This window comes from Nocardioides rubriscoriae, from assembly GCF_008087085.1.
Lineage (GTDB): Bacteria > Actinomycetota > Actinomycetes > Propionibacteriales > Nocardioidaceae > Nocardioides > Nocardioides rubriscoriae.
Genome location: NZ_VIYJ01000003.1, coordinates 463,171 through 486,328 on the forward strand (window position 1 = coordinate 463,171; position 23,158 = coordinate 486,328).

General features: G+C 63.2%; 19 protein-coding genes. 9 read left to right on the forward strand and 10 right to left on the reverse strand.

Features of this window, described 5'->3' with window-relative positions; all coding sequences use genetic code 11:
- Positions 1–458: 458 nt before the first annotated feature.
- Both FZC61_RS08875 and FZC61_RS08880 read left to right on the forward strand, forming a co-directional pair.
- The gene (locus tag FZC61_RS08875; RefSeq protein WP_148613770.1) at positions 459–1,064 is read left to right on the forward strand and encodes an antirestriction protein ArdA; all 606 of its coding nucleotides are present in this window, start codon (positions 459–461) and stop codon (positions 1,062–1,064) included.
- Between the two features lie 146 nt (positions 1,065–1,210).
- Positions 1,211–1,951, forward strand: coding sequence for a recombinase family protein (locus FZC61_RS08880; RefSeq protein WP_148613771.1), 741 nt, complete (start codon positions 1,211–1,213; stop codon positions 1,949–1,951).
- Here FZC61_RS08880 and FZC61_RS08885 read toward each other — a convergent pair.
- Both FZC61_RS08885 and FZC61_RS08890 read right to left on the reverse strand, forming a co-directional pair.
- Positions 1,925–2,245, reverse strand: coding sequence for a hypothetical protein (locus tag FZC61_RS08885; protein ID WP_148613772.1), 321 nt, complete (start codon positions 2,243–2,245; stop codon positions 1,925–1,927). The genes FZC61_RS08880 and FZC61_RS08885 overlap by 27 nt on opposite strands.
- A 38-nt stretch (positions 2,246–2,283) precedes the next feature.
- Positions 2,284–2,580 (reverse strand): DUF2510 domain-containing protein, encoded by a 297-nt coding sequence (locus tag FZC61_RS08890; protein ID WP_148613773.1) that lies wholly within the window; start codon positions 2,578–2,580, stop codon positions 2,284–2,286.
- A gap of 96 nt (positions 2,581–2,676) precedes the next feature.
- Between FZC61_RS08890 and FZC61_RS24040 the strand changes: the two genes are divergently transcribed.
- On the forward strand, positions 2,677–2,910 hold the full coding sequence (locus FZC61_RS24040; protein WP_148613774.1) for a helix-turn-helix domain-containing protein: 234 nt from the start codon (positions 2,677–2,679) through the stop codon (positions 2,908–2,910).
- Positions 2,911–3,153: 243 nt separating this feature from the next.
- Positions 3,154–3,549, forward strand: coding sequence for a hypothetical protein (locus FZC61_RS08900; protein WP_148613775.1), 396 nt, complete (start codon positions 3,154–3,156; stop codon positions 3,547–3,549).
- Between the two features lie 389 nt (positions 3,550–3,938).
- On the opposite strand, the gene FZC61_RS08910 is transcribed toward FZC61_RS08900, so the two are convergent.
- The 5 genes from FZC61_RS08910 to FZC61_RS08930 form a co-directional block, all read right to left on the reverse strand.
- On the reverse strand, positions 3,939–8,933 hold the full coding sequence (locus FZC61_RS08910) for an ATP-binding protein (protein WP_148613777.1): 4,995 nt from the start codon (positions 8,931–8,933) through the stop codon (positions 3,939–3,941).
- Entirely contained in the window at positions 8,933–10,489 is a 1,557-nt protein-coding gene (locus FZC61_RS08915; protein WP_148613778.1) for a hypothetical protein, read from the reverse strand. Before FZC61_RS08915 ends, FZC61_RS08910 begins: the two co-directional genes overlap by 1 nt.
- A complete protein-coding gene (locus FZC61_RS08920; protein WP_211357169.1) occupies positions 10,486–12,303 on the reverse strand; it encodes a hypothetical protein in 1,818 nt (605 codons plus the stop codon). The genes FZC61_RS08915 and FZC61_RS08920 overlap by 4 nt, the downstream gene beginning before the upstream one ends.
- Before the next feature lie 59 nt (positions 12,304–12,362).
- Complete coding sequence (locus tag FZC61_RS08925) at positions 12,363–13,538, reverse strand: DNA (cytosine-5-)-methyltransferase (protein ID WP_148613780.1); 1,176 nt, start codon at positions 13,536–13,538, stop codon at positions 12,363–12,365.
- A 243-nt stretch (positions 13,539–13,781) separates the two neighbouring features.
- A complete protein-coding gene (locus tag FZC61_RS08930) occupies positions 13,782–15,389 on the reverse strand; it encodes a hypothetical protein (protein WP_148613781.1) in 1,608 nt (535 codons plus the stop codon).
- Between the two features lie 735 nt (positions 15,390–16,124).
- Between FZC61_RS08930 and FZC61_RS08935 the strand changes: the two genes are divergently transcribed.
- The gene (locus tag FZC61_RS08935) at positions 16,125–16,832 is read left to right on the forward strand and encodes a hypothetical protein (protein ID WP_148613782.1); all 708 of its coding nucleotides are present in this window, start codon (positions 16,125–16,127) and stop codon (positions 16,830–16,832) included.
- Between the two features lie 131 nt (positions 16,833–16,963).
- Here FZC61_RS08935 and FZC61_RS08940 read toward each other — a convergent pair whose 3' ends face one another.
- From FZC61_RS08940 to FZC61_RS08950, 3 genes are all read right to left on the reverse strand, one after another.
- Positions 16,964–18,556 carry a protein kinase domain-containing protein gene (locus FZC61_RS08940; RefSeq protein WP_148613783.1) on the reverse strand — a complete coding sequence of 531 codons (1,593 nt, stop codon included), beginning with the start codon at positions 18,554–18,556 and terminating at the stop codon, positions 16,964–16,966.
- Positions 18,557–18,896: 340 nt separating this feature from the next.
- Positions 18,897–19,682 carry a hypothetical protein gene (locus FZC61_RS08945; RefSeq protein ID WP_148613784.1) on the reverse strand — a complete coding sequence of 262 codons (786 nt, stop codon included), beginning with the start codon at positions 19,680–19,682 and terminating at the stop codon, positions 18,897–18,899.
- A 342-nt stretch (positions 19,683–20,024) separates the two neighbouring features.
- Positions 20,025–21,524: a recombinase family protein gene (locus tag FZC61_RS08950; protein WP_148613785.1), complete on the reverse strand. Its 1,500-nt coding sequence runs from the start codon at positions 21,522–21,524 to the stop codon at positions 20,025–20,027.
- A gap of 138 nt (positions 21,525–21,662) precedes the next feature.
- On the opposite strand from FZC61_RS08950, the gene FZC61_RS08955 reads away from it, so the two are divergent.
- The 4 genes from FZC61_RS08955 to FZC61_RS08970 are packed head-to-tail and all read left to right on the forward strand — an operon-like array spanning position 21,663 to position 23,155.
- Complete coding sequence (locus FZC61_RS08955; RefSeq protein ID WP_148613786.1) at positions 21,663–21,857, forward strand: hypothetical protein; 195 nt, start codon at positions 21,663–21,665, stop codon at positions 21,855–21,857.
- Positions 21,857–22,258, forward strand: a complete 402-nt coding sequence (locus FZC61_RS08960) for a TadE/TadG family type IV pilus assembly protein (protein WP_148613787.1) — start codon at positions 21,857–21,859, stop codon at positions 22,256–22,258. Before FZC61_RS08955 ends, FZC61_RS08960 begins: the two co-directional genes overlap by 1 nt.
- Positions 22,255–22,719: a hypothetical protein gene (locus FZC61_RS08965; RefSeq protein ID WP_148613788.1), complete on the forward strand. Its 465-nt coding sequence runs from the start codon at positions 22,255–22,257 to the stop codon at positions 22,717–22,719. Before FZC61_RS08960 ends, FZC61_RS08965 begins: the two co-directional genes overlap by 4 nt.
- Complete coding sequence (locus tag FZC61_RS08970) at positions 22,703–23,155, forward strand: pilus assembly protein TadG-related protein (RefSeq protein ID WP_148613789.1); 453 nt, start codon at positions 22,703–22,705, stop codon at positions 23,153–23,155. The genes FZC61_RS08965 and FZC61_RS08970 overlap by 17 nt, the downstream gene beginning before the upstream one ends.
- Positions 23,156–23,158 lie beyond the last annotated feature (3 nt).

Consider the following 23,158-nt stretch of genomic DNA (forward strand, 5'->3'; position numbering starts at 1 on the left):
GATTCGCCATGAGTACCACGTCGTACTCATGAGAGCAGGTCCTATCTTCGGTGCCCCGCCTCGCTCATGAGTACCCCACGAATACCACTCGTACGCGTGAGCACCGCTGCCGTTGTACGTATAGCGCTACGGCGTCAGGAGACTGTTTGGACGGCCGTCCGAACCCTGCTGAGCCTGCCTCAATCCGAACATCGAGGGCCGAACCAAGGCTGCTGTGCGTACGCACCAGGCGTCCGTCGGGACGCCGCCCGCCCGTAGCGGTTCATAGAACGGGGGGGGTAGATACGGCATCAAGTTGAAAGCCCGGATGTGGTGCTTGATGGCGGCACTCCTGAAGGAGTGAACGGCTCGCAACGCACTGGACCATGCGGCGTTTGCGTCGTTAACCAGATCCGAGCCGGCAACTCTCGAGCCCCAGCAACCCGCTGGGGCTCTTCGCATTCCAGAGGAGAATCATCATGTCGAGCGAAACTCAGCGCCACAAGAGCCTCAGCAGCCTGGCTCACCCCGCCGACGAGACTTCAACAGGCAGGACGGAGCCGCGCGTCTGGATCGGATGTCTTGCCTGCTACAACAACGGCCAGCTCGTGGGCGACTGGTACGCCGCCGAAGACGCCGCCACGGTCACCCCCCGCGCCATGCACGCCGACGCAGGCGGAGCCGCCCACGGGGGCTGCGAAGAACTGTGGGTCATGGACACCGATGGCCTGCCGGTCTCACGGGAGATGTCGCCCCAGGAGGCCACCGAATGGGGCGCTCTCCTGGCGGAGGTCGACGAGTGGCAGCGCGAGGCGCTCGCTGCATGGGTCCGCTCCGGTGACTACGTCGCGCAAGGTTTCGGCGACCTGCCAAGCCTGCCCGACTTCGACGAGCGCTACGTGGGCGAGTGGCCGAGCTTCACCGACTATGCCGCCGAACTCTTCGAGGACTGCGGCTATGGAGCCGAGATGCCCGAGCACCTAACGGCCTACTTCAACATGGGCGCCTGGGCTCGAGACCTCGCACACGACTACACGACTCACCCCGCTTCCGGAGGTGGCGTGTTCGTCTTTAGGTCGCTCTAAAACATGGCGACGGCGCGGCCAGCGCCACGGCGCTGCCCGAAGGCTACTGACACCCCTTCGGGGCCAACTCTGTACTCGAATCCCAGGAATCACTTACACCGCAGGTCAGCGACCTGCGGTGCTCCTATGCGCCAAGGAAGAAGGAAATGAGACTCATCGGCTATCTGCGCGTCAGCAGCGAATCCCAGCTCGACGGCTTCGGCCTTGTCACCCAGGAGAGAGCAATCCGTTCGTGGATAAATTCGGGGGACCACAAGCTCATCGATCTCGTCAGCGATGCTGGCGTGTCAGGGGCGACGGAAGCACTCGACCGCCCAGGACTAACGGAGGCTTTGCATGCCGTTCTCACCGGGACGGTCGACGGCATCGTGATCGCGAGGCTTGACCGTCTTGCTCGGAGCCTGAGCGTCCAGGAGGCAACACTCGCGATGATCTGGCAGGCGGACGGCAATGTCTTCACTGTCGACCAAGGGATGGTCCTGAAAGACGATGTGGACGACCCGCTCCGGACCGCCCTGAGACAGGTCGTCGGTGTGTTTAGCGAGCTTGAACGTCGCCTCGTAACTAAACGACTAAAGGACGGGCGGGATGCCAAGGCGGCAACTGGCCGGAAGTCGACTGGCAGCTATGCCTACGGCTACACCGGAGCGGGACGTGGCCGGAGCCGGGATGCTGCGCCTGTGAGAGACGAGCAACTGGTGATCCAGACGATCGTCCAATCTCGCGCCGAGGGGATGAGCTACCGAGAGATTGCCGCCGAGTTGGACGCCCGGGGCTTGAGGCCACGTCGAGCATCGTCGTGGTCTCCCATGACGGTTCGCTCGGTCGTGCTACGGGCACAGGCGGACGGCGCTCCGGGGTCACAGCTGCGCGACTCGGCTCTCTAGTTCTTCGAGCGCGTCATTGATGCCGAAGAGCCCGGATGCCTTATCAGTTGGGTCTCCGCTCTCGCAGATCGCCGCATAGTCGTCGGCGGCACCGATCACGCCTTCCCAGGCGCTAGCGAGCTGATCATCCTCAGGCACGGACTCATCGCGAGCGTCGGCGACCCAGTCGCGCAGCGTTCCACAATCCTCCGTTGCCTGCGGCAGAGAGGTGACGTACTCGTTCATAGTGTCCTGCACGAAGTCGCCGGTATCCACGGTGTCGTCACCGCAGCCAACCAGGCTGTACGTCACCACCACAGTGGCCCCTAGCCCGACGACGCGAGGCCAACGGTTCAGCACGACGCCCCCGGAGATATCGAGCGAAGCGTGTCGCACGCCTCGTCGTCCTGATTGTTCGACGCGATGACGGCTATCACCCCGAAGACGACTAGGACGACCGCACCGACCAGCACCATCAGGACCGGCGTCGGCCAGGACTGCCCCGCCATCCGGTCGTCCTCGCGAAGCGGTGTCATCGGTGCCACGTGCTCCGTCCACGATGTGCCGTCCCAGTAGCGCTGGCTGCCAGTCATGGTCTGGTCGGGATACCACCCCGGTATCGCCGCTCCGCGCTCCTCTGCGTCGGTCATGTCTCGTTCCTCTCCGTCCTCTATCGGCGGCTGCGTCGCGACGATTGTTACTCATTGAGTACGGACATCGCAGGCGTAGACGAACAGGGTCGGAAGATGCCCGGTACTGCTCTGTCCTTCGAGCAGCGTGCGCATCGCCGAGCGTTCGGTGAGAACGTCGGTCGGATACGTCGCGATCGAGGTTGGACGCAGGAGGATCTAGCCGAACGCGCGGAACTCCACAGGTCCTACTTGGCATCGATCGAGACGGGCGTCCGAAATCCGTCACTCGACGTGATCGTGAGACTAGCCAAAGGACTTCGCGTTCCAGTCGCCGAGCTGTTTGCCTAGGTCGCCGTCGGCGTCCCACCACAGCCGTGTGACCGATCACTAGCGCATCAGCCGACCCCACCGCAGGCTCGTTGCATCGACTGCCGTTCACGTAGGGGTCCAAGTCGGCAGTCCGAGTAGCTGCACAGGAGCTAGCGCCTAGGCACTGTTACGCCAACAGCGGCCAATGGGGCACGAACCATCCAACTACGAAAGGATTTTACGATGCATGGAGTCTCCGCTAGGCCATGCCGATATGACGGCATGGAGTTTGACGCGACGTTGGACGCCGAGCTGGCCCTCTCGCCCCTGACGTACGACGTCCCGTGGAACAGCTGGGCTGTCCCCGTAGTACGGGCAGCCGAGTACGCCCGGTTCATCAACGCATGGGCGCGGAACGACCCCAACGGGACCTGGGGCTCGGTGATTGAAGCTGACGATCTTGATGGGCGCCGTTACCTCATCCACGTCCCGACCGACGCGCTACCTCACGGCATCTACTTCGACGCGCGCCCGGTCGAAACCAGCGAAGAGTTGAGCTTCGGCAACGTCTACGTCGCCGACGTGACTCAGCTCGACTACTCCGTCGACTACTGGCAGGCGGGCGAGGGCGGCCTGTATGCACTCGACGGCCACACCTTCGTACTGGAGGTTGGCTAGCGGTACACCTGCTCGGCCGAGGTCGGTGGCCGATCGCGATCGGCGCTTCGTGCCTCAGAGGTTCGGGGCGAGTAGCTGGCAAAGCGCTACCACCGCCACGGGACTCACTGGGCAGCTGCTGCTGGAAACGCCACCCGCAGAACGGCCATGAGCGCCACTGCCGTTTCCTCGTCAAACTGCAGCGACTGGCTACTTTTCGCATCGCTCGCCCGTGCATCAGATCCAAATGTCGACAGGTGCACCAGCTTCTGACCACTCGGGGTCGTGAGCACTTGATAGTGGCAATCCACCTCGGTCGGATGTGGACGGACAAGCTGAGACCCAGCCTTGAAACTCCGGACTCTAGCCATGTTTCTCCTTCGCGTTGGAGTCAGCTACTTGGAGAAGCTTCAACTTCCCAGATTCGAGAGGCCCAGCGATTGGCCGTCTCGCCAAGCTTGGACCATCTTGACCAGCCGTGGAGCTTCACCCTTGAAACTCACGAAGGCCTCACCCTTGTCCAACGTGCGGATCTGCTCTGCGAGACGCGGGTTGCCCGGTTCCATTTTTCTCGCTGCCATCGTCGCGATCGTTGCATCTGGAAGGCCAAAGCAGATCTTCGTCTGAGCATTTGCCGCGACGACATCTGGCAGATCGACGGGGCCCTGGGTCGCGAGGAGCACGGCTAGTCCCTTCGAGCGTCCCTCCCGAATCATGGTCTGAATTGCTTTGAAGTTCGCGACTCTGTGTGCCTCGTCGACGACCACGATGTAGCGAATTGTGTTGTGCGCCGGCACCAGGTTTTGGACTCGCAGGAGGAGCGCCGAGAAAATGAACCCGGCTGCCAACACGGTGGTCTGGCCGTTTCCCGGGATCTTCGAGAGACCAAACACCACGTTTGAACCGATCACCGCACCGAGGGGCTCCCCTGACTTGAATAGGTCGTTTTTGGTGAGGTCACCAATGACGCCTGAGAGGTCCTGATCGAGATTGTCGTCGAGCGTGCGTAGCGTTGGCCATCGACCTTCTAGCCGGCTCGACCCGTAGGCCTTTGTGAGCGCTTCTTCGAGCTTTGCCTTCTGGCGCACACCTAAGCGAGCCCCCACCGACCGCACCGCTTCATCAACTGTGTCGCGCAACTCGATCACGGCGCTCTGAATGGCGCGCGGGCTCGGGTCGTCCAGCGCCAACGGATTGTATGGAGCTCCGCCGTTCCAGAGGTCCACGAACTCGGCGTCAGCGAATGCGGGAAAGCCTGTTTCGTCGCTGTAGTCATTTTTGAAATCAGCAATACCAAAGCGACTTCCGCTGTGGTGCGCCAGTTGTCCTAGCAGACACATCGTGAACTGAGTTTTGCCCATCCCCGATGAACCCCAGATCTCAGTGTGACCGTTCTGGAGAGCTGTCTGTCCGGGTCCCGCTGGATGCCAGCGCACCTCTTCGTTTGAGGTGGCGTCCCACCCTAGAAGCGGAGCGTCAAAAACGGGTTCGCTCTTTGGACCTACGATGTTACCGGCGCTGCTGCCGGCCTCGTTGGTGGCTAGCGCAGCGACATGCTCAGTGACGCCCGGCTCAGATGTGAGTTCATCCTCAGTCGCACCCGGCTCCGCCGGGCCTTCGATCTCGCTACCTGTTTCCTCAGCATTCGAGCTGCTTTCGACGCCTTCTCCCGGCGATGCTGCGCGCCGCCCGCTGAACGGGTTGCCGCCAGGTTGGTCGTGGTCGTCGTTCTCGCTACTTGGAGGCGTCTGCGACGAGACTCCGCTCGCGACGCCAGCCTCTGGACGTCGGCGGGTTCTGGTACTTACCAGTGGTGGCCGATCCGCTTCGACCGTACGCAGCTCAGTCAGCTTGGTTGAGGTCGCTCGGCGAAGGAGATCCTCAGTGAGCTGCACTCCGTGGAGTACGACGGGAACGATGTCGCTTGCCACGCCTGTCCTGTAAGTCCGTTGGAATGGCTCTACCTTTGGACCAAAGACCAGCCCGACCCCCGCCCATTCGAGAGTGCCACGCCCCCTCCTAAACTCCTCGAGAGCACCGATCTCGTCAGCGGACAGCTTGAATCGCGACTCACGCGCAACGGCATAGGCCGCCTCAGCAATTCGGTTTAGCCACAAGCGACTGTGAACACTTCCTGCCTTCGGGTAGGCAGCCCATTGCGTCACCGCAAGGGTTTGGTTCAGCTGATCAAGCGCTCCAGCTGCCGCGTCGTTCTCGTCCGATCTGCGCGCCTTGACCTCGATCGTTGCGACGTGGACTCCCCTGTCCTTGGTGTCTAAGGCAATGGCCAGTAGGTCGGCGCGTTTGCCAGGGAACCAGTGTCGGTATTCGTCCAGGCTCACTAACAGCACTCGGCAGCCCGGCGGGAGTGGCCACGGCGTGGTGGTGTTCGCCAGCAAGCTGAACGCCACTACGTGCCCGACCAATTCATTGATGCCAGCGCCGCTGGTAGCAGCTTGCAAGGCAAGGATCCCGTAGCCCTGGCTTGCGACCTCTCGCAGTTGCGTGCCTATCTCAAGAGCGACTTCGACATCGCTGATGATGCCGGCAGCCCGGAGGCTGCGTCCGATAGCCCGGTCGGCCGGGCCACCCGACCGCTGACTCAGAACCAGGGAGAGCGGGCTATCTCCGCCCAGGCGACGCTCCTGGTGCAGGATCGCGACGTTCTGGCCTCCACCGAGTGCGTGCTCGAGGCTGTCGCGAGTTGCGTAGCGGTCAAGAGTGGCCACCCATAGGGCCAGGTCGTGCACCTCTCGAAGCCGAGGTGCTAGATCAAGCGCACCTGTCCTCACTTCGGGCACTCGCACAAGCTCGTCATCGTCCGGCCAGGCGTCTTCGATGGCGTTCTGTAGAAGTAGCCACGTGCGTCCGAGTTGTGAGGCCGAGGGAGGCATCAGCAGGATTCGGCGGTCTTTCTGTGCGCGCTGCCAGACACGAGGCGCGAACAGGACTTCGTCATCGAGATCAGGTAGTGCCACCTCAGGTGACTCGATCTGCAGCGCACTCGGCGCGTTCGTCAAACCCGTCACCAGAGCTAGGTGTACAGCTGGCGCAGTAGCCGATGGCCTGAGTAGTTCGCGTGCCGCCGAGAGATCCTCGATGTACCTAAGCTCGAGGACGTCCCGCTGACTTCGTAGCTGGTCGTCGGCATACGCAAGAGTCTCGGGGCGTGGTCGGTCCTCTTCGGAAATACCTACGCAGAAGACCTCGATCTTCTGAATCGTCGTAAGCCCAGCACGTTTGCCAATTAGGCCGACGGCCTCACGAACAAGAAGGTCGGCTGCTCCAGAACCCCAAGCTAGACAGCGAAGATGACCTGCGGCCTCTGGCTGCAGAGTCAACAGTTGCGTGACGATCGATGTGAGCGCGTCTCCTGCATACCCACTCTCATCTCGATGTGATGTCCCCCCGAACAGACTCCACAGTCGGCCTTCACTTGTCGGTAGCAGCACACGATCGTGCGTCGACAATTGGAGGTGAGCTGGGTGGTGCGAGGCGGTCGATCTCGCAATTGCGTTCGATGAAGCTACGGCTTCGCCCGCTTCGGCCCGATCCGACGGTTCCTCGACCTCGGCGATCAGCCGCCAGAGGCTGTCTAAGTACTGTGCGAGCCACTCCGCCTTCATCGGCGCGAACGGCGTTAGTGCTGCTGCGCGATCACCTCCCAGGACGGCACCCGCAACTGCCATTGCCTCAAGGCCATCTGTCTCTCCAGCGTCGCGCATCTTGAGACACACCCGGGTCCATTGCGCGCCCCACTCACGGAGTCGAGTTGGGTCTAAGCCTCTCTCGAGCGAGTCCTGTGCCAGCTTCTGCAGCGCGCGAGCGACGGGCAGTAGCGCTGCAGGCAATGTGGTGGTTACTCCCACGCTTGGTGTTGAGCAAAAGCCTTGCAAGGTCGGTTCAACTGAGAGCTCAAGGCTCAAGGTCGGGGCCTCTGCGAAGAAAAGAGCTGACCTAAGAGTTGCAACGTCGTCCAAATCCGGACTCCAGTCAACCTGAACGGTCGTCCCGTCGGAGGCATGTAGTCGCAGTTGCAGCGGCGGCAGCGAGCCTCCAGTTGAGAGCGCTGCATCGGCCAGAGCAGCGTGCAAGTCTCCTAGATCCCCGTCATCGGCAGCACGGAGAAGCAGTCCATCGATCTCAGCGCCTAGCCGTTCCCAGGCGCGCACCAAAGCTCCTAGGCGAAGGCGCGCGCAGGCGAGGGTCAGAACTCGACCCGCGCTTGAACGGTTCATGGCGGCTCCCGTCGCTGGTGGCTCGGGAGATCGCACTTCGACCCGCTGGATCATTCCGCCCAGCTGCTGTGCTCCCTTTACGATTGCAGCTTCTGGGCAGGAAGGCTTACTTCCACTGATCGCCTTGTCACGAAGCAGACGCTCAATCTTGCGCCGCGTGGCCACCGCAAAAATCTGCTGTCGTTGTGAGTCATCAAGATCGCATAGCTCGCGCGCGGCCTCTTTCTGCTGCGTGCCGCTGCGTAGCTCCTCTGCTCGCTGCTCGTAGACCTTCCACGGAAGATCGTGAGCTTGACTTCCGTCCTCCAGACCTGCGCGAAACTGCCCCATCTCTCTAAGAGCCATCGTTGTGAGGTTTTCAGTTCGTTGCTCGAAGATCTCACGCGCTTCGTCGAACCAAAGCGACCGAAGCAAGCTGGCGTCACCCGATTGCAACTCGGCCATAACTCTGTCCGCAGCCTCCCGGCTACCCGCGCGGCCGACGTCGGGTCGCCTTTCAAGAACTGAGGCAGCGCGACGTCGAAGGTCGGCGAACGCACTCGATTTCAACAGCTCATCGCTGGTCCGGCGGCCCGCGAGTGCGAGATTGTCCGAAATTCGCACGGAATCGGCTCGGGTGCCAGCCGTCAAGCGGTCCCGGAAGCCTCCCAGGGTAGGAAGCGCGAGGAGCGGATCTGTACCGATTGCCAACTCGTCAAGATACGAGGCAACGGATGTTGCACTCGGACGGCTCGCGGCAGACACCTGGTTGATGGCTTCTCGGACCGCTCTGGCCGGCCCGTCCAAGTCCACCGCCGGTGACTGCTGGGAAAGGATCCCCATTCCTTCTGCGTTCGCTAGAAGCACAGCCGGCGATACAGAATCGAACAGATTGAGTGACTGCCTGTCTGGAACCTGTTCGCCGTCGCACAAGACCAGAACGACGCCACGGGTGCTCGAGCGATCGTTGCGTAGTTGCGTCCCAGACACATGCTGTAGGGCGTGCCCGCCGAACCTCGCCGGCTCACTTGAGACCACGGCCAGCCTAGGGAGACGTTCGTCCCAGCTGCGACTCATTCCCTCGGCGACCCCGACAGGGATGCCCTCGATTAAGACGAAGTTTCGCTTATCCGCGCGAAGCTCGCGACGGAGGTACTCAGCAAGGGCACCTCCGAGCCTTGCGCTCATCAGTGGGTCCTGGCGGCACGTTCGCCGACCATGGTAGTTCGATCTGATAGACCGACCGCAAGGCCAGCTTCGCTCATTAGGCGCTCAGCGGATCGTGCGTTCTGAGCGAGCCACGCCCCGTCGAGCTGCGACGCTAGTGAGGTGCCTGCGGCTGTTTCCTGACTGATCACGATGTTCCACTCTTCTTTGACGGTAGCGATGAACTCGCGACTCGACATCGGCATCCGTTCGGACAGCGCTCCCACAAAGGCGGCTAATAGGTCAGGACCCGCCGACAGATACCTGTAGGCGCCCGTGCCGACGAGCATCCCTACAGATTCCAATAGAACCCGGAACCCGTCTTCAGCACTACGGCTGTAGTTCGCTGTTTCAACGGCTAGACGGGCCAGCCGTACGTATTCGCTCCTCGAAGTCCCTGGAGCGAGCCGACCGAGCTGACTACTGACGCTTTCAGGAGCACTGTCAGCCAGCACTGGGTCTCGAAAATCCCCAGAAAACGACACGACCCGCTCGACCTCGCGTAGGTGCTGCATCCGGTCAGCGAGGGTGCTGACGACGGCTTCACTCATTCTGATACGTGCTCGACGATACGAATCTTCGGACCGCTGACGAACAGGATCCATGGCGCGTGGCTGGCTACCGAAGCTTAAAAGTAGGAACTGGTCGTCACTTGCAGTGCCGGTAGCGTCCCAAGCGGTTCGCAGAACATGTAGGGCTAGATCAAGCGCAAGGACGCTACGAAGTTGCCAAAGTTTCGCCGGACCACTGGCGCTGCCCTGAAGCATCACTCCCTCGGCGTGGCGACATAGGCTCGACCCGAGGCCACTGAGTCGCTCGTCTGCTCCGCGCTCCCACGCGGCTGCCTCGTCGTCCTCGACATCTATCGCCCTGTCGGTCCACAGTTCGTTTCTTGGCAGAGCCGACTCAAGGGTGCTAGCGATCTCCGCCAGTGGGCTCTGCAACGTCAAGGCTTGCTTGATGGCGCCCACTGCGAGGTGCCCTAATTGTGCATCCTCTTCGTTTCCTGGCGCACAGAGCAGCCTGGCGAGAGTGATGCCGCTTCCGCGCATATAGACCTTGCGCACCGTGTACTCGTTTCGACGCGGACTTGGCTTGCGGGCGTCATACCAGAGCAACGCTTCGTGGAAAGGACGCAACAGCCAAGCGCCCGCCTGCCCGCGCTGCGTTTCTGGATCTACGAGGCCCTGCAGCGCCTGCTGGGCAAGACCCAGATTGGCCGAACCTCTGATTGTGCCGCCCATGGCCAGCAACGCACCGTAGGCCTCAGGAGTGGTCTCGGCATCGCCAACTCGACCTTGCTCCCGTCCTCCAAGAAAGTTCTCCCCGAGCGCGAGACTTCGGATGGCGAACCGCTGACGCTTGGGCGAGCGCAGATCGTGAGCGGACGTGGAAACGCTGTAACGATTCTGAACAAGCGTAAGGAGCGTTTCGGCACATAGTTGAGGGGCACGCTCATCTCGGTCGGGGGCTAGGCAGAACAGGGCGTCCGCCACCGCGCCAGGACCAAGTCGATACTCACTCTTTCGCTGGTTCATCGTGCGCCTCGCCTGGCGGTGAAGTGCGGCAGGGAGATCGTGACTAGCGCAGGCGGTGTCGAATCTGGATCGGCAACTCGCAGCGTTTGGTCCGTCGCCTCGAGCTGAGTCGCCAGTCGACCGTAGAACCCACGCAGGTCGTTCATCTCAGCGACGCCCTGACCAACCGGGCCTCGATAAGCGGCGGCTTCACGGATGGCCTCGTACATGCGTGGACCGATACGGAGCACCAACCCGTCATCGCCTCGAACCACAAGCTCGATCTCGACGTGATCGATGTCCAGGACCTCTTCAACCAAGCCTCTGTCAGGAACGCGCAAAGCAAGGTCATCGATCTGCACCTGGCTGTGCACTAGCGAGGGTCGTGCTGGTCGGAACGACCCTGGGTCTCGCGCGAAGAGACACGCTGGATCGGGGACTATCAGGCCCTCGTTCGGACTGGAGAAACCAGTCACCAAGAAATTGAGCCCCCGGATGAGTTCGCTCAGCTCTATGACTGTGTCACCGCCCACAGACGCTTTCGAGGCCAAGGTCAATAGGTCGCCGACGTGCCGGAAATTGATGAGCCGTCGGGAGCTGGCAGGCGAGCCGCCCAGCTCCTCTGCGGCTTCGAAGTAGACCCGCTGGCGCCACAGCCGCTCGACCGGGACGTTGGTAGCCCCGTCGCCACGTACTAGTGCGGTAAGACCGTCCTCTACGCGGGTCGGATCTTCGTCTGTTGAAACCATCTCGCCGAGGGCGTGAAACGTCATCTCTCCTTGAGCGGTACGTACGCGGTCCAACGGCGAGAGCGAGCCGGCGAGGCCGGTCAGGCGCTCGGATGCCAAATCAGGACGAGTGACATGGGGGTCACCAGCGATCCGGCGCACCGCCTCAGTCGCTCCGCTTGCGTCCCGCAACCATCCGTCAACTTCCAGATCGCTAACTCGTCCGAGACCGGATCGACGCAGACCTATCAACAAGGGCGACCGCTCTGCCGTGTTGGCTTCCAGGCCCCCTCCGAGCAACCTCGTGAAGTAACCCTCATTTGCGACGAAGGCACTCTCGCCTAGGTCTCGCACCCCGGCCTTCACATCGTCACAGCCATTCGAGCCGACGATCGCCCAGGCCAGGATGGCCAGGACCTCCCTCAGCGTCGGCACGGCCTCGCCACTCGCGAGACGCACAAGAGTCCGCAGTTGCTCGCGTACGTCTGCACGGCGCAGCTGCTCGGCGTTGCTCCGCATGGGACATCCACCGGCCAGGGAAGGACATCCGTCGCAACCCGCCCAGAGGTCTTCGCGAGTGACGTAGTCCAGGACTTGATTCCACATCCGATCGCCTGTCGGACGCTGGCGGTTCACGTTCACGATGGTCAACCCATCGCTCGCTGCGGCGCCGCTACGCAGCGCCGCTTCGAGAACGCCAGCCGTCTCAGAATCAACTTGAACATCCCCGAACGCATCACGCAGAACGCCTTCGTTGGCACAGATGAGCGTCTGGGATTCTCCGTGAGACAGCACGAGCCGCAGTGTGCGAGCGCGTGCCTCGGCGTTCGGCAAGCCCGAAAGGTCTTTGATCACATGTTGCCCAGAAGCGACCTCGACGAGTTCATCGGACTCCGGGAGTTCGCCACCAGCCGCTTTGCAGTAGGCCTCCGCGATAGCGGTTTTTCCGGTGCCTGCGTTGCCGGTGAGGATCACGATCCCCGGTGCTGCGCTCCGCGCCCATCTGGAAACAAAGCCCGAAAGCTTAGTCGCGATGTCGTCGCCAAGAGCGGACGCCATGTCGGCGAAGTGCTCGCGGTAGGCGCCAGACTGATCGGCAGAGAACACCGATAGTGACCTGAGGGCCGATACAACCGGCGCTTCGGAGGGGAGGTCTCCATCGACTGTCACGAGGCAGCTTTCTTTGTCGTACTTTCAAGGAGTACTCGGCGTGACGGTGGCAGGCCCTTCCGGGCGGCCGCTAGCTCCGCACCGGTTCGAGCGGGAACGCCGGCTGCCTTCAATGCTTCGCTGAGGGCACCCACTATGACTTCCGCAGCCTTCGGCGGAACTGCGTTCCCGATCTGCCGCCGGACACGTGGGTAAGCAGATCGACGATCGCGCTCTTCTCTACCAAACTCGAATACGAAGTCGTCTGGGAACGACTGCAGGCGGGCCTTCTCGCGATTAGACAGCCGTCGTGGCTCGATGTGGTGATAGCCATGCGTTCCACCGCCACCGCCGGCGATGACGGTGTACGAGGGCTTGTTGGGGTCGAGACGCCGGTACACATGACTGATGAGGCCCTTAACTGCAAGCGGGTGCCCGGCTGGAACCGCTTCGAAGTTAGCCCCTTGTGGAATCAGTTTCAGACGCTCAATTACGTCGTTGGAGTCGAGTCCAACCTCATGGTTCGGCGCTCCCAAAGCAATCGGGTCAACGTCCAGCACATCATGAACTGTCCGTGGTTTGCCCTGGAACGGCGCAGGGATGATCGGTGGTCGGATGCCGAGGTCGCGACGGACTCCGATCACGATCAGCCTCTCTCGGTGCTGCGGCACCCCGAGGTCTGCCATGTCAACTACCTGTGCGCTGATGTCGTAGTGAACACCTCGCCCGCCCGATCGAATGTCCCCCGAAACGAAGCTGCTCGGCGACTTCAGTGCGTGTCTTACCAGCGTCCAAGCGACTCCCTTGTTCGCGCTGAGGAGGCCAGGGACGTTCTCGAGCACAAATCCCGCTGGCTGAAGCTCGTGAAGAAACCGGGCGACCTCACGGAAGAGGTTGCCTCGGGCAGTCATCAGCCCGTCGTGGTTCCAGAGGGTTGAGTAGTCCTGGCAGGGTGGCCCTGCGAGAAGGATGTCGCACGCAATGTCGGGTACGTCGGTCGTCGTGATGTCACCCTCGACGATGTGCTTCCCAAGGTTTCGTCTGTAGGTCTCGACTGCCCAGTGCTCGTTGTCGATGGCCCAGACGACCTTGGCAGTGTCCGAAGCCTCTGCTCCCAGGTCCATGCCTCCGCACCCGGAGAACAGAGACATTGCTGCGTAACGCTTGGGCCTGACCACTCGATGTCCTCTCATCTTCGACTCCGACGCACCTTAGCCAGCACCGTAAGCGCGACAGCACGTGTGCTGCCGTCGCCACGGCGAGGTTGATGACACCAGCTTGTGTTCTCAACCTAGAGCGACGCACCGACACTCCAGCCGTGTCGTCCGAAGCATCGGCTGCAGCCTGAGCGAGGACCGCGCTCCGACTGCTCCATGACGAAAGAAGTCGCCTCGTCCATCTGCGGACGTGACATGCAGGGAGGGTGCTCCGGAGCGTCAATCGAGGAGCCGATGGAGCTGCCGCGCCCCATCACTCCCCAACATCGCCAACTCGTTCTGTGCCCGAGCTGCAAGACCTAGAGGAGTCACGCCATCTCGAACGTCAGACACCGCATAGACAACTCGATCCAGCCCCGCAGCTACAAGGATCGGGACTGATCGCATCGTCATCGGTAGAACAACCGAGTCGAACCGTCCTCCATGTAGTAGGAGGTTGCGCTGCTGGTACAGCCGGCGGAAGGAAGCCTTCAGGTAGCTCTCGACACGGCGAAGCACTTCCGGGTCATCAACAATGGATTGCAGACGGAGCACCGCAGCGCCGTCCTCGGCTGTCAGCGACGGCAGTGGCTGCTTTGAAGAGATGGCAACGAACAGATGATCGAGACGAACACCGAAAGGTTGACTGTCGTCGCGCAGGTCCTCTGAAACGGGGCCTTCGAGCTTGGCCATACGTGTCGCGAGATCCGTAAGTTCAGCTCGGACATATCCAGCTGCAACGACGGCTGCCATGCGATCAGCAGCGAGCGTGCCCTTGTCAGCTGCGCGCCCCAACAGCCCTTCTACTGCCGCCCAGATCGCAGCTACTGACGCCCATGAAGTAGAGGTGTCGACCGCTGCCAACAGCTCGAACGCATCATCTAGGTCCCGGGCGCTGGACCCGCGCGTCTTCGGAATCAACAGTCCATGGCGAGCAATACCAGTCACCAGGACGTCTTTTTGCTGTCGCGACTTGAGGGGCCGCCACTTACCGTGCACGGAATCCAGCACCATGGCCCAGCCCGCCGCGCTCACGGTTTTCGAGGTGAGACCGACAACCGCGCGAGCTGCCAACCTCCGAACGTCGATGTCTGCCGCTGCGACTGCCGACCAGGGCTCCCTAGCGACCACATCGAACACGAGCGAACCTGCGCCCCTTCGACCAGGAGGTTTCTCGAGCCCACGGGCCGCCAGGAAATCCTCGGTGGCTTCGGCGGTGCGGAATCGATCGCCTGCTGCGTCCGCGACCTCACCCGGGAGGGACTGAAAGGGGACAAGTACCTGAAATGGGCGAGCGTCCTCGGTACACATCTCGTCGGCCAACTCGAGTAGATCTGCCAACGGCTTGTCGGCCTTGGCGTCAAGCCATCCATAGACATGGTCGGCCGCAAACCCTGCATCTAGTAGATGCGCTGCTACGAGTCGAGCGAGAAGCTCCGCGTCCTCGAGTTGAACATCGCCTTGCCTGACCGCACGTGCCCAACGACGTAGATAGCCACGCTCGGCTCGTCGGATCAGTTGAAGCAGCGAGTCAGCAACGTGATCTTGGTATAGGCCTCGTTGCTTGTCGGGACCAGTAGCGAGGATTGTCGTCATCGCGTCGCGGGTTGCTTGCGACCCGATCCCTACGTCGCGCTCTACCTGCTCTCTCGCTGAGGCGCATACGAACGTGAGCCCTTCGACGTTCATCGCACCTGACCTGAAGCCGTCTGCATACTCCAGGACTTCTCGCAGGGCGAGTATCGTTCCTGCCTGCCAGAGCGATCGATGCCACGGCGTCTTGGCTCCGACCAACTCGCGGAGCCTGGTGGGCACGAGATCCGCGACACTCGAGGGTTGTGTCGACACCCGCGTAGGCTAGTGTATGTACACGGGCTTAGCGGTCCGGGAAACTCAGACGGGAGTCGCCTTCGGGCCGCTCCCGTCTTACTTTTTCCTTCGGTGTGCGGCAGTGGGCCAGATCGAGGTGGAGTGCGGGGCCACCCGGTTCCACCCGGGGGCCCCGCACCGCCCACAGCCATGTCGCCAATCCTGCTGAGCATCTTTAACGCAGGGTGGCTAGGTATAGGTCGACGGGTACACGACCTTCTGAGAGCTGAAGACCCCTCATCGATCACGTCCGCCAACTAGTTGACCCGCTGGCTACGGGATCTAGTTGTTGCGGATGAGTCGCTGCGAACGTCTCTGAGACCTACGGTAGACCCACAACACGCTCGAGACAGCTCGGCTAAGCGCCGTCGACAGTTGTCACACACGGAGCGTCGTGGTTGTGGCCCACTCGGTCAACCAGTTGTTGCTATGTTGGTCGTGCCCTTCGGACCAAGTCAGTCGGCCGTAGTGTGGAGAAGCATGTAGGATCTACGTAGATCGGGTAAGCCCTCTGGAGGAACCGTGTCAGCAGGACCCGTTCAAGACCATCAGCATCGAGTGCCAGACTGGTCATTGGAAGCGGCACGAGCACTGGCTCAAGCTTCGGGCCGGCGGGACGAGATCCCTATTCGTAACTCGTTCGTACGTAACGACGACCCCGCTGTGGCCCCACCCCTAGCGAACCTGATTTCGACTGGCGGGCGGGGCGGTGCGGTGGCCATCAAGCTATATGTGGCACTGATCTGGCGCTGTTCGGGCGAGCCGCACAACACTGACATCCTGGCCCGTCGCTGGGCGGCTCTTCTCGGACTGGAAGAGCCCAACACCCTAGGGGCGAGGCGGATCACGACTGCTCTGAACAGTCTGGAGCAGGCGTCGCTAGTACGGCTTGAGCGACGGCGCGGCGACTCGACAATCGTGACCTTACGCGAGGAATCCGGGACCGGTGCGGAGTACGTCCTTCCTTCGACGGCTCACAGTCGAGGCACGGAGGCTACGCAGTCTTCCCACCGCTACTTCAAGCTGCCATTGAAGCTGTGGACTCATGGCCACATTCAGGGGATGTCCGCTGCTGCAATTGCGATGACGATGGTCCTGACTGAGGAGCGCAACGTCGACGGCCGCCCGACTTGGTGGAGTACCGAGCGGTTCCCGCAGCTCTTCAATCTGACACCCTCGATTCGCTCACGGGGAACTGCTGAGCTGGCAGAGAAAGACCTGATCGTCGTACGCAAGCAACTTGTCGACAGTTCGACCAATCCTGCGGCCAGCTTCTCGAAGCAAAGGGTCCGGAATCTCTACCAGCTAGCCGGAGATGCGCGACCGCTCGCGATGATTGAGAAGCAGGAGGAAGCAGCGAAAGCGCGACGGGATGACGCACCAAATCGCTCGGGGAAGAGGAAACTCAAGCCGAAGACCTAGCTGCCTATCAGAACACGAGCTTCGTCCTCGACGCGTAGGCGATATAGGGCATCTCGACCAATGAAGTCAGACAAGATAACAACGCCGGATCACCGCAACGTCAAGGGCTCGAACGGGGCGAGGGTGGCCCCTTAAGCCAGCGATCCGAGAAGGGGGCCCGGTTCAGCCAACCTGATTCGTTCGGCCAGATCGCTACCGGCTTCGCGATCGCTGGGAAGTCCAAGTCGGGCTCGCGCTACGCCGCGCCACGCGAAATGCCAGATCCCCTGATCATCTTGAACCTGCCACTCAGCAACGTAGGTCACTTCATCGTCTCCGTATCCAAGTGCAGCGACCATGACCCGTTTCGGGTGCCCGTCCCAGATCAAGCAACGCGTCGACGAGAAGTCGAACTCCCAATCTTCGGGCCACATGTCGTCGTAGTTGTCGAGAAGTCCCGTCAGCTCACTGTTTGAGTCTCCACTGTCGCCCGGGGGGCCGAGATCCCGTAGAGGCCGGTGGATCAGAGCGATCGAATCACTCGCGATCGCCTCCGGTCCCTTACGAGCGCGGTTGTAGTAGGTCCATTCAGCGATCGACATTCCGCCGGGAGCCTTGGCCGACTTCCGCGAGGACCTCAACTCATGCCCAGCCTGTTGCCCAAGCCAGAGGGCTAGCTCCCGGGCGAACTCCGACATTGAGGGGCGCTCACGGATGTCATCGGAGGTTGCGATCTCGAGGAGCCGAGCGAGGCTCAGCGCGACGTCGCCAGACACCGGAACGAGCGAAGTTACGTCACGTGAGGTGGAGAGGGGACCGTCTGGGGGATAGGTGCTGTGCGCTGCCAGGGCCCAAAGGCACTTAGCGAGAGAAAAGACGTCCGCCGGGAACGGATCTGTCTCGTCTGTCCATTCACGTACCTCGGGCGCCATAAAATGAGCGGGCCCCAAACCGCCGCCAAGACGCGTTTCCGCCTCGCGTTCCGGCCAGGTTGCGATTCCGAAGTCACCGATCACCGCACGACCGTCCGACCAGAAGAGGTTCGGCGGCTTTAGGTCTCTATGCGCGATCCCGTGCGCCTCCCTGACACGTACGAGGGTCAGAGCAAGACTATGGATTGCGCGCACAACTTCGACTAGGTCTGGATCACTGAAGTGGTCCGCAAGCAGGACTGCTCTAGGGGTCACCATCCACTGGGGCGATGTGTTTCCGTCACTGTCAAGCAGGCGAAGAATCCCAGGGTCGCCACTAAGTAGGCGCATGCCCCGCACCTCGTCGCGAAATCTCTTCGACTGGTACGACCACGACCTTCGCGCGTCTCGCGACGTCTTCAGCACACCCTGGGTGCCTTGCTTAGATACGAACCAGACATGCCGAGCCCCAGGAACGGATCGATTGAGCCTCCAGCCACTGATCCGGGCTCCGGCCTCGAGGTTGAGTGGCGACGACTTATCCATCCCGACGCATCCTGCCATCGACGCAGCGAGTCTCACCGGCAACCTCGCCCATTGGCTGAGGCTAGACCCGGTTTGAGGTTCAGGAGAGGTCGTGCCCCTCAAGCTCGCGAGCATCTCAGGTCGCCCATTGGAATACACGAGGTCCGTGCTTGGTAGCTGGGCCTCGACGCGCCTCGGCAACCGCTGGAAACCTCCGCTCCGAACTAGAAGACCCGGGTCCGTGCATAGACCTCTACTCATTCGGGTGCCAGTTGTGTGTACCGATGCCGCTACACGGGTAGCGCGCATTGTCGATCACTGCGACCTGAGCGCTGCCGTCGCTGCAGGGCTTGCACTCCACTCGCCAGTTGGCCGGGTCCCAGGCCCTCGACGGATCGAGCGACCTAGCGACGATGTGCCCGCACCGTCCGATGTGTCCCGCCGGTACGGCCCGGTGGCGGCTTATCGATGAAGTCGCCACGATGCTGCACGGGCCGCGCGCGTACCCGGTGACGCCGCACCGACGCACATTGGCGCCCTGGTCGACGTCGGAGTCGATCCTGGATGTCTGCGCTCATGTCCACTTCATCGCCCGCGTGCTCGATCTGATTGAGGTTCGAGATGCAGATGCCCGTTCGAATTCGCGTGCTCATGCCGTGCTTTCAAGTTCCTCGACTAGTGCGCGCAGTCTCGGGACTGCGCTAGCCGGGTCCTGGGGGTGCTGAAGAGTCAGCCCTCGCAGTGCCATCTCAATCGGGTGGCCTTGCTCGATCATCCGGTCGAGGAGACGGTCGAGGTCCTGGAGGGCCGAGACGTGTCGGTCGGCGTCGTCGAGCGTGTCGACACCGAACTCGACGGCCAGGGCCATCACACCCGGATCGACCTCGACCTCGAGCGTCTGGACCTCGCCGACGTCGCCAACCCGACCACGGACTGACGAGGCGTGAGCCTCGTCTCCCAGGAGATCGCCAACGGAGGAGCGCAGCGACGACGGCGGAGACAAGGGCTCTCGCGCGTCTTCATCTAGGTGCTGTCCTGATTCCTTGTGCTCAACAGGCACTGACTCCGGAACTCTATGGACCTGATTGGTACTTAGAGGGTCCCCCACGCTGAAGTCACTTGGACTCACGGTGAAGTCACCCGACCTCACTGTGAGGTGGCCTGACTTCATCATGACGTCAGGTGACCTTGTGATGAGGTCAGGTGACTTCACCGTGACGTCATGCGTATAGAGGCGGTGGACCTCGACGAAGAAGCGGTTTGCCCACTGCGACTCATCGTTTCGACGGTTCTCCTCGGTCGTCACGAAGCCCAGGTCGCGCAACTCGCGCAGCACGGTCGCGGTGTTCTTCCGGTTGCTGCGTGTGTCCTCGCCGTAAAGGTCGCGCGCGAGGGTTCCCGTGCGGAGCGTCCATCCGCTGCCGTCGAACGGCATGTATGTCAGGAGGGCCGCCAGGAGTCGTTGCTGTCGACTGGTAAGTCCTGGGTGGCCAAGAGCTGCGCGGAGGTCCTGCATTCGAGCGTTGAGCCTTGAACTCGGGTTCGTGGTGGCCGATGTAGTCATCGCTGGCATTTCTCTCTTTCGTGTTGGCCATGCCCCCGGCCGTCTCACCGGCGCGGGGGCGTTCTCTGTCCTGATCGACACAGACGCCCGTATGTATGACTTCGGCAATACAGGAGGCCCACCCCGCGCGGTGCGGGATGGGCCTCGGGAGCCTCGGTGTCGCGCTGTTTGTGCAGGTCAGCGGCTGTTTGTAGGATCTGGTCCTACGTTCTGTCAGGCCGTCTCCTGGGCCTCCCGCGCGTCCCAGGTGGCGCGGTCGTCGGCCGCGTCGGCTTCGGCGTCATATGGGTCCGGCCGCCACTCGACCAGGACACGCGCGGGGTCCAACTTCCGGCCGACTCGACCACGCACGATGCGCAGCGACTCGACCTGACCGACCAGGACCGCTCGGCGCTCGTCGTCGTCCTCGGCCTGGTCCCAGGCGAGCGCAACCGTCTGCCCAGTGATGCGCCACCGTCGCGAGGTCCTGGGCGTGATCGAGCGGGCAGCGGTCCGCGCGGCCGCCAGTTCGGTCATGCGTTCGCTCAGCGCGGCAATGTCGGCGCCCTCTCGCGTCATCGCCGAGGCCGTGGCGTCGATTGCGGCTTGCACGTCGGCGACGGCCGCGCCGTTGTCCTTCGTGACTTCCTCGACCTCGACCAGGTCCACCGACCCGCGCTCCTCGAGCATCCGGCCGACGACGTGATCCCTGAGTTGCGCCGTCGCGATGGTCATCGAGCAAGCCGGGCAGACCAGGGCCTCGCGCTCGTTCTTCCTGGTGCGGTGCATGAGCTGGTCACATTGCCCGCACCTCACCAGGCGGGAGAAAAACGGAGATGTCGAGGTCTGCGTCGAGCGGGGGCGCTCTCGGGCGTCGAGAAGCGAGATTAGGCGCCGGTGGTCGGCGGCCGAGAGGATTGCCACCTCGGTGTCGATGACGGGCATGCCGGAACGGTCACGCTTCACTTCGGGACCGCGCTTCTTCGATGAGGCGCCGAGGCTGGTTGAGGGATTGTCGAGCCGCATGCCAGCAAGCACCGGGTTCCTGAGCAGACCGGCGACCGTCGAGAAGTGCCACCCACCACCCTTGCGGTTCGCAGAGGGTGGTAGCGGCGCGCCCTCGGCGTCGAGCCAAGAGCAGACGGCCTTGACGGTCTTGCCGTCCAGGATCATCTGAGCGGCCGTCTTTACGTAGCCGATGCGCTCGGGGTCCTGGGCCAGGTATAGGCCGGCGCCACGCCTTTCAGACATCCATCCGTAGGGAAGTCGGCCACCGGTGACACGGCCGTCTGCTCGCAGCTGCGCGCGGGATGCCCGGACACGGGCCGAGATCGCCTCGGCCTCCATTTGCGCGAACACGGCCAGGATCGTGGCGAACGCGCGCCCTTGGCCGCTGGTCATGTCGACGGGGTCCTCGACGGCTGCCAGGGCGGCGCCTCTCGCTTGTAGTGCGCGGTCGGCGTTCAGGAAGTCGAGCGTTGACCGGGACAGTCGGTCGATCTTCCAGATGAGGGCGACGTCGAAGGCATCGGGAGAGTCGAGCAAGGCTCGCCAGCCCGCGCGGTCCTCGGGCCGGTTCCTGGTGGCGGAGACGCCGTCGTCGACGTACTCCCCGACGACCTCCCATCCGCGCGCTTCGGTGAGGCTTCGGCCAGCCTGGAGTTGCCGAGCGACGGAGACGGACTCCTCGGAGGCGAGGGAGATTCGGGCGTAAAGAGCGGCGCGCTTGGTCACGCCTCCAAAGTACCTGTTTGGGCAGTTCTAGGTCCTGCCCGTCACCATCCTGTTCGCGTTCTGGCCCGGCTTCGTCGGGCTCTCCCTCACTGTCTGACCCGCACCACCGTCCCGCCCATCTCGGAAAGGCCCACCACCATGGGGAACGTCAACGACCTGCTGGTCCGCATCTACGTGCACCTGCTCGCCCCCGACCGCGACAAGGAGCGCGGCGACGTGCCGGGCTGGGTGCTGATCACCGTGATGAGCGCGACGATCGTGGCGGCGCTGGGGGCCATCGCCAAGCCGCAGCTGTCCGCGATGCTCGAGGCCGCGCTCAACAAGGTGCAGTAGTGGCCGCGACCGGCGCCCCGGCCCGTCGCCGCGACGACGACGGGGCGGCGGTGGTCGACTTCGTGCTGGTGCTCGTGGTGCTGGTCCCGCTGGTGCTCGGCATCCTCCAGCTCGCGCTGGTCCTCCACGTGCGCAACACCCTGGCCTCGGCGGCCGCCGAGGGCGCGCGGTACGCCGCGGTGCAAGGACGCGGCCCCGGCGACGGCGAGGCACGCACCCGCAGCCAGATCGACGGCGCGGTCTCGGGCCGGTTCGCCGACGACATCACCGTGCGCCGGATCGTGGTGGGCGGGGTGTCGACCATCGAGGTCGTCGTCCGCGCGAAGGTGCCGGCGCTCGGTCTCGGCGGACCCGCCGTTCAGGTCGAGGTCGAGGGCCACGCCGTGCAGGAGCTGCCGTGAGCGCCGGCCCGCGGCGGGTCCGCGACGACCGGGGGAGCGCGATCGTCGAGACCGTGTGGCTCGGCGTGCTGCTGCTCGTCCCACTGGTCTACGTCGTGCTGTCGGTCTTCGAGGTCCAGCGCGGTGCCTTCGCCACCACGACCGCGGCGCGCTCGGCCGCGCGGGCGTTCGCCCTGGCCCCCGACGACGCCGCCGGACAGCGCGCGGCGACCGCCGCGGCCGCCCAGGCCCTGGCCGACCAGGGCCTCGAGGGGATGCCGGTCGCCGTCCGGATCACCTGCACGCCGTACGCCGACTGTCACAGCGGCACCTCGGTCATCAGCGTGCGGGTCGCGACCCGGGTCGACCTGCCGCTGCTGCCCGACATGCTCGGCAGCGGCACGCCGTCCTTCGCCCTCGACGCCACCCACACCGTGCCCATCGGCCGCTACCAGGAGATCACCGGTGGCGCGGCGCCGTGAGGGGAGCCGTCGCGACGAGCGCGGCTCGGTGACGCCACTGATCATCGGGTTCGCGGCGATCCTGCTGCTGACCATCGCGGTCGTCGTCGACGCAAGCACTGCGTTCCTGCGTCGCCAGGGACTGGCGACCCTGGCCGAGGGGGCGGCCCTGCAGGGCGCCGACCTCGGTGCCGAGGGCACCGAGGTCTACGACGGCGGGCTGGGCGACCAGCCGCTGCGGCTCACCGAGTCGGTCGCGCGCGCGGCGGTCGCGGACTACCTGCGCGACGTCGGCGCCTACCGCGACCATCCCGGTCTGACGTTCTCGGTGGCCGTCGACGGCGCGCGGATCGAGGTCAGCATCACCGCCGCCGCCGACTTCCCGCTCGCCGTCCCCGGTGTGGCGTCCGGCGCGCGGGTCACCGGCACCGGCTCCGCGGTCGCCGACCCGGAGTGACCC

Coding starts and splice junctions, on each gene's coding strand:
- FZC61_RS08875 (WP_148613770.1), top strand. CDS start 459: ATGTCGAGCGAAACTCAGCGCCACAAGAGCCTCAGCAGCCTGGCTCAC.
- FZC61_RS08880 (WP_148613771.1), top strand. CDS start 1,211: ATGAGACTCATCGGCTATCTGCGCGTCAGCAGCGAATCCCAGCTCGAC.
- FZC61_RS08890 (WP_148613773.1), bottom strand. CDS start 2,580: ATGACCGACGCAGAGGAGCGCGGAGCGGCGATACCGGGGTGGTATCCC.
- FZC61_RS24040 (WP_148613774.1), top strand. CDS start 2,677: ATGCCCGGTACTGCTCTGTCCTTCGAGCAGCGTGCGCATCGCCGAGCG.
- FZC61_RS08900 (WP_148613775.1), top strand. CDS start 3,154: ATGGAGTTTGACGCGACGTTGGACGCCGAGCTGGCCCTCTCGCCCCTG.
- FZC61_RS08910 (WP_148613777.1), bottom strand. CDS start 8,933: ATGAGCGCAAGGCTCGGAGGTGCCCTTGCTGAGTACCTCCGTCGCGAG.
- FZC61_RS08915 (WP_148613778.1), bottom strand. CDS start 10,489: ATGAACCAGCGAAAGAGTGAGTATCGACTTGGTCCTGGCGCGGTGGCG.
- FZC61_RS08925 (WP_148613780.1), bottom strand. CDS start 13,538: ATGAGAGGACATCGAGTGGTCAGGCCCAAGCGTTACGCAGCAATGTCT.
- FZC61_RS08940 (WP_148613783.1), bottom strand. CDS start 18,556: ATGCGCGCTACCCGTGTAGCGGCATCGGTACACACAACTGGCACCCGA.
- FZC61_RS08945 (WP_148613784.1), bottom strand. CDS start 19,682: ATGCCGTTCGACGGCAGCGGATGGACGCTCCGCACGGGAACCCTCGCG.
- FZC61_RS08955 (WP_148613786.1), top strand. CDS start 21,663: ATGGGGAACGTCAACGACCTGCTGGTCCGCATCTACGTGCACCTGCTC.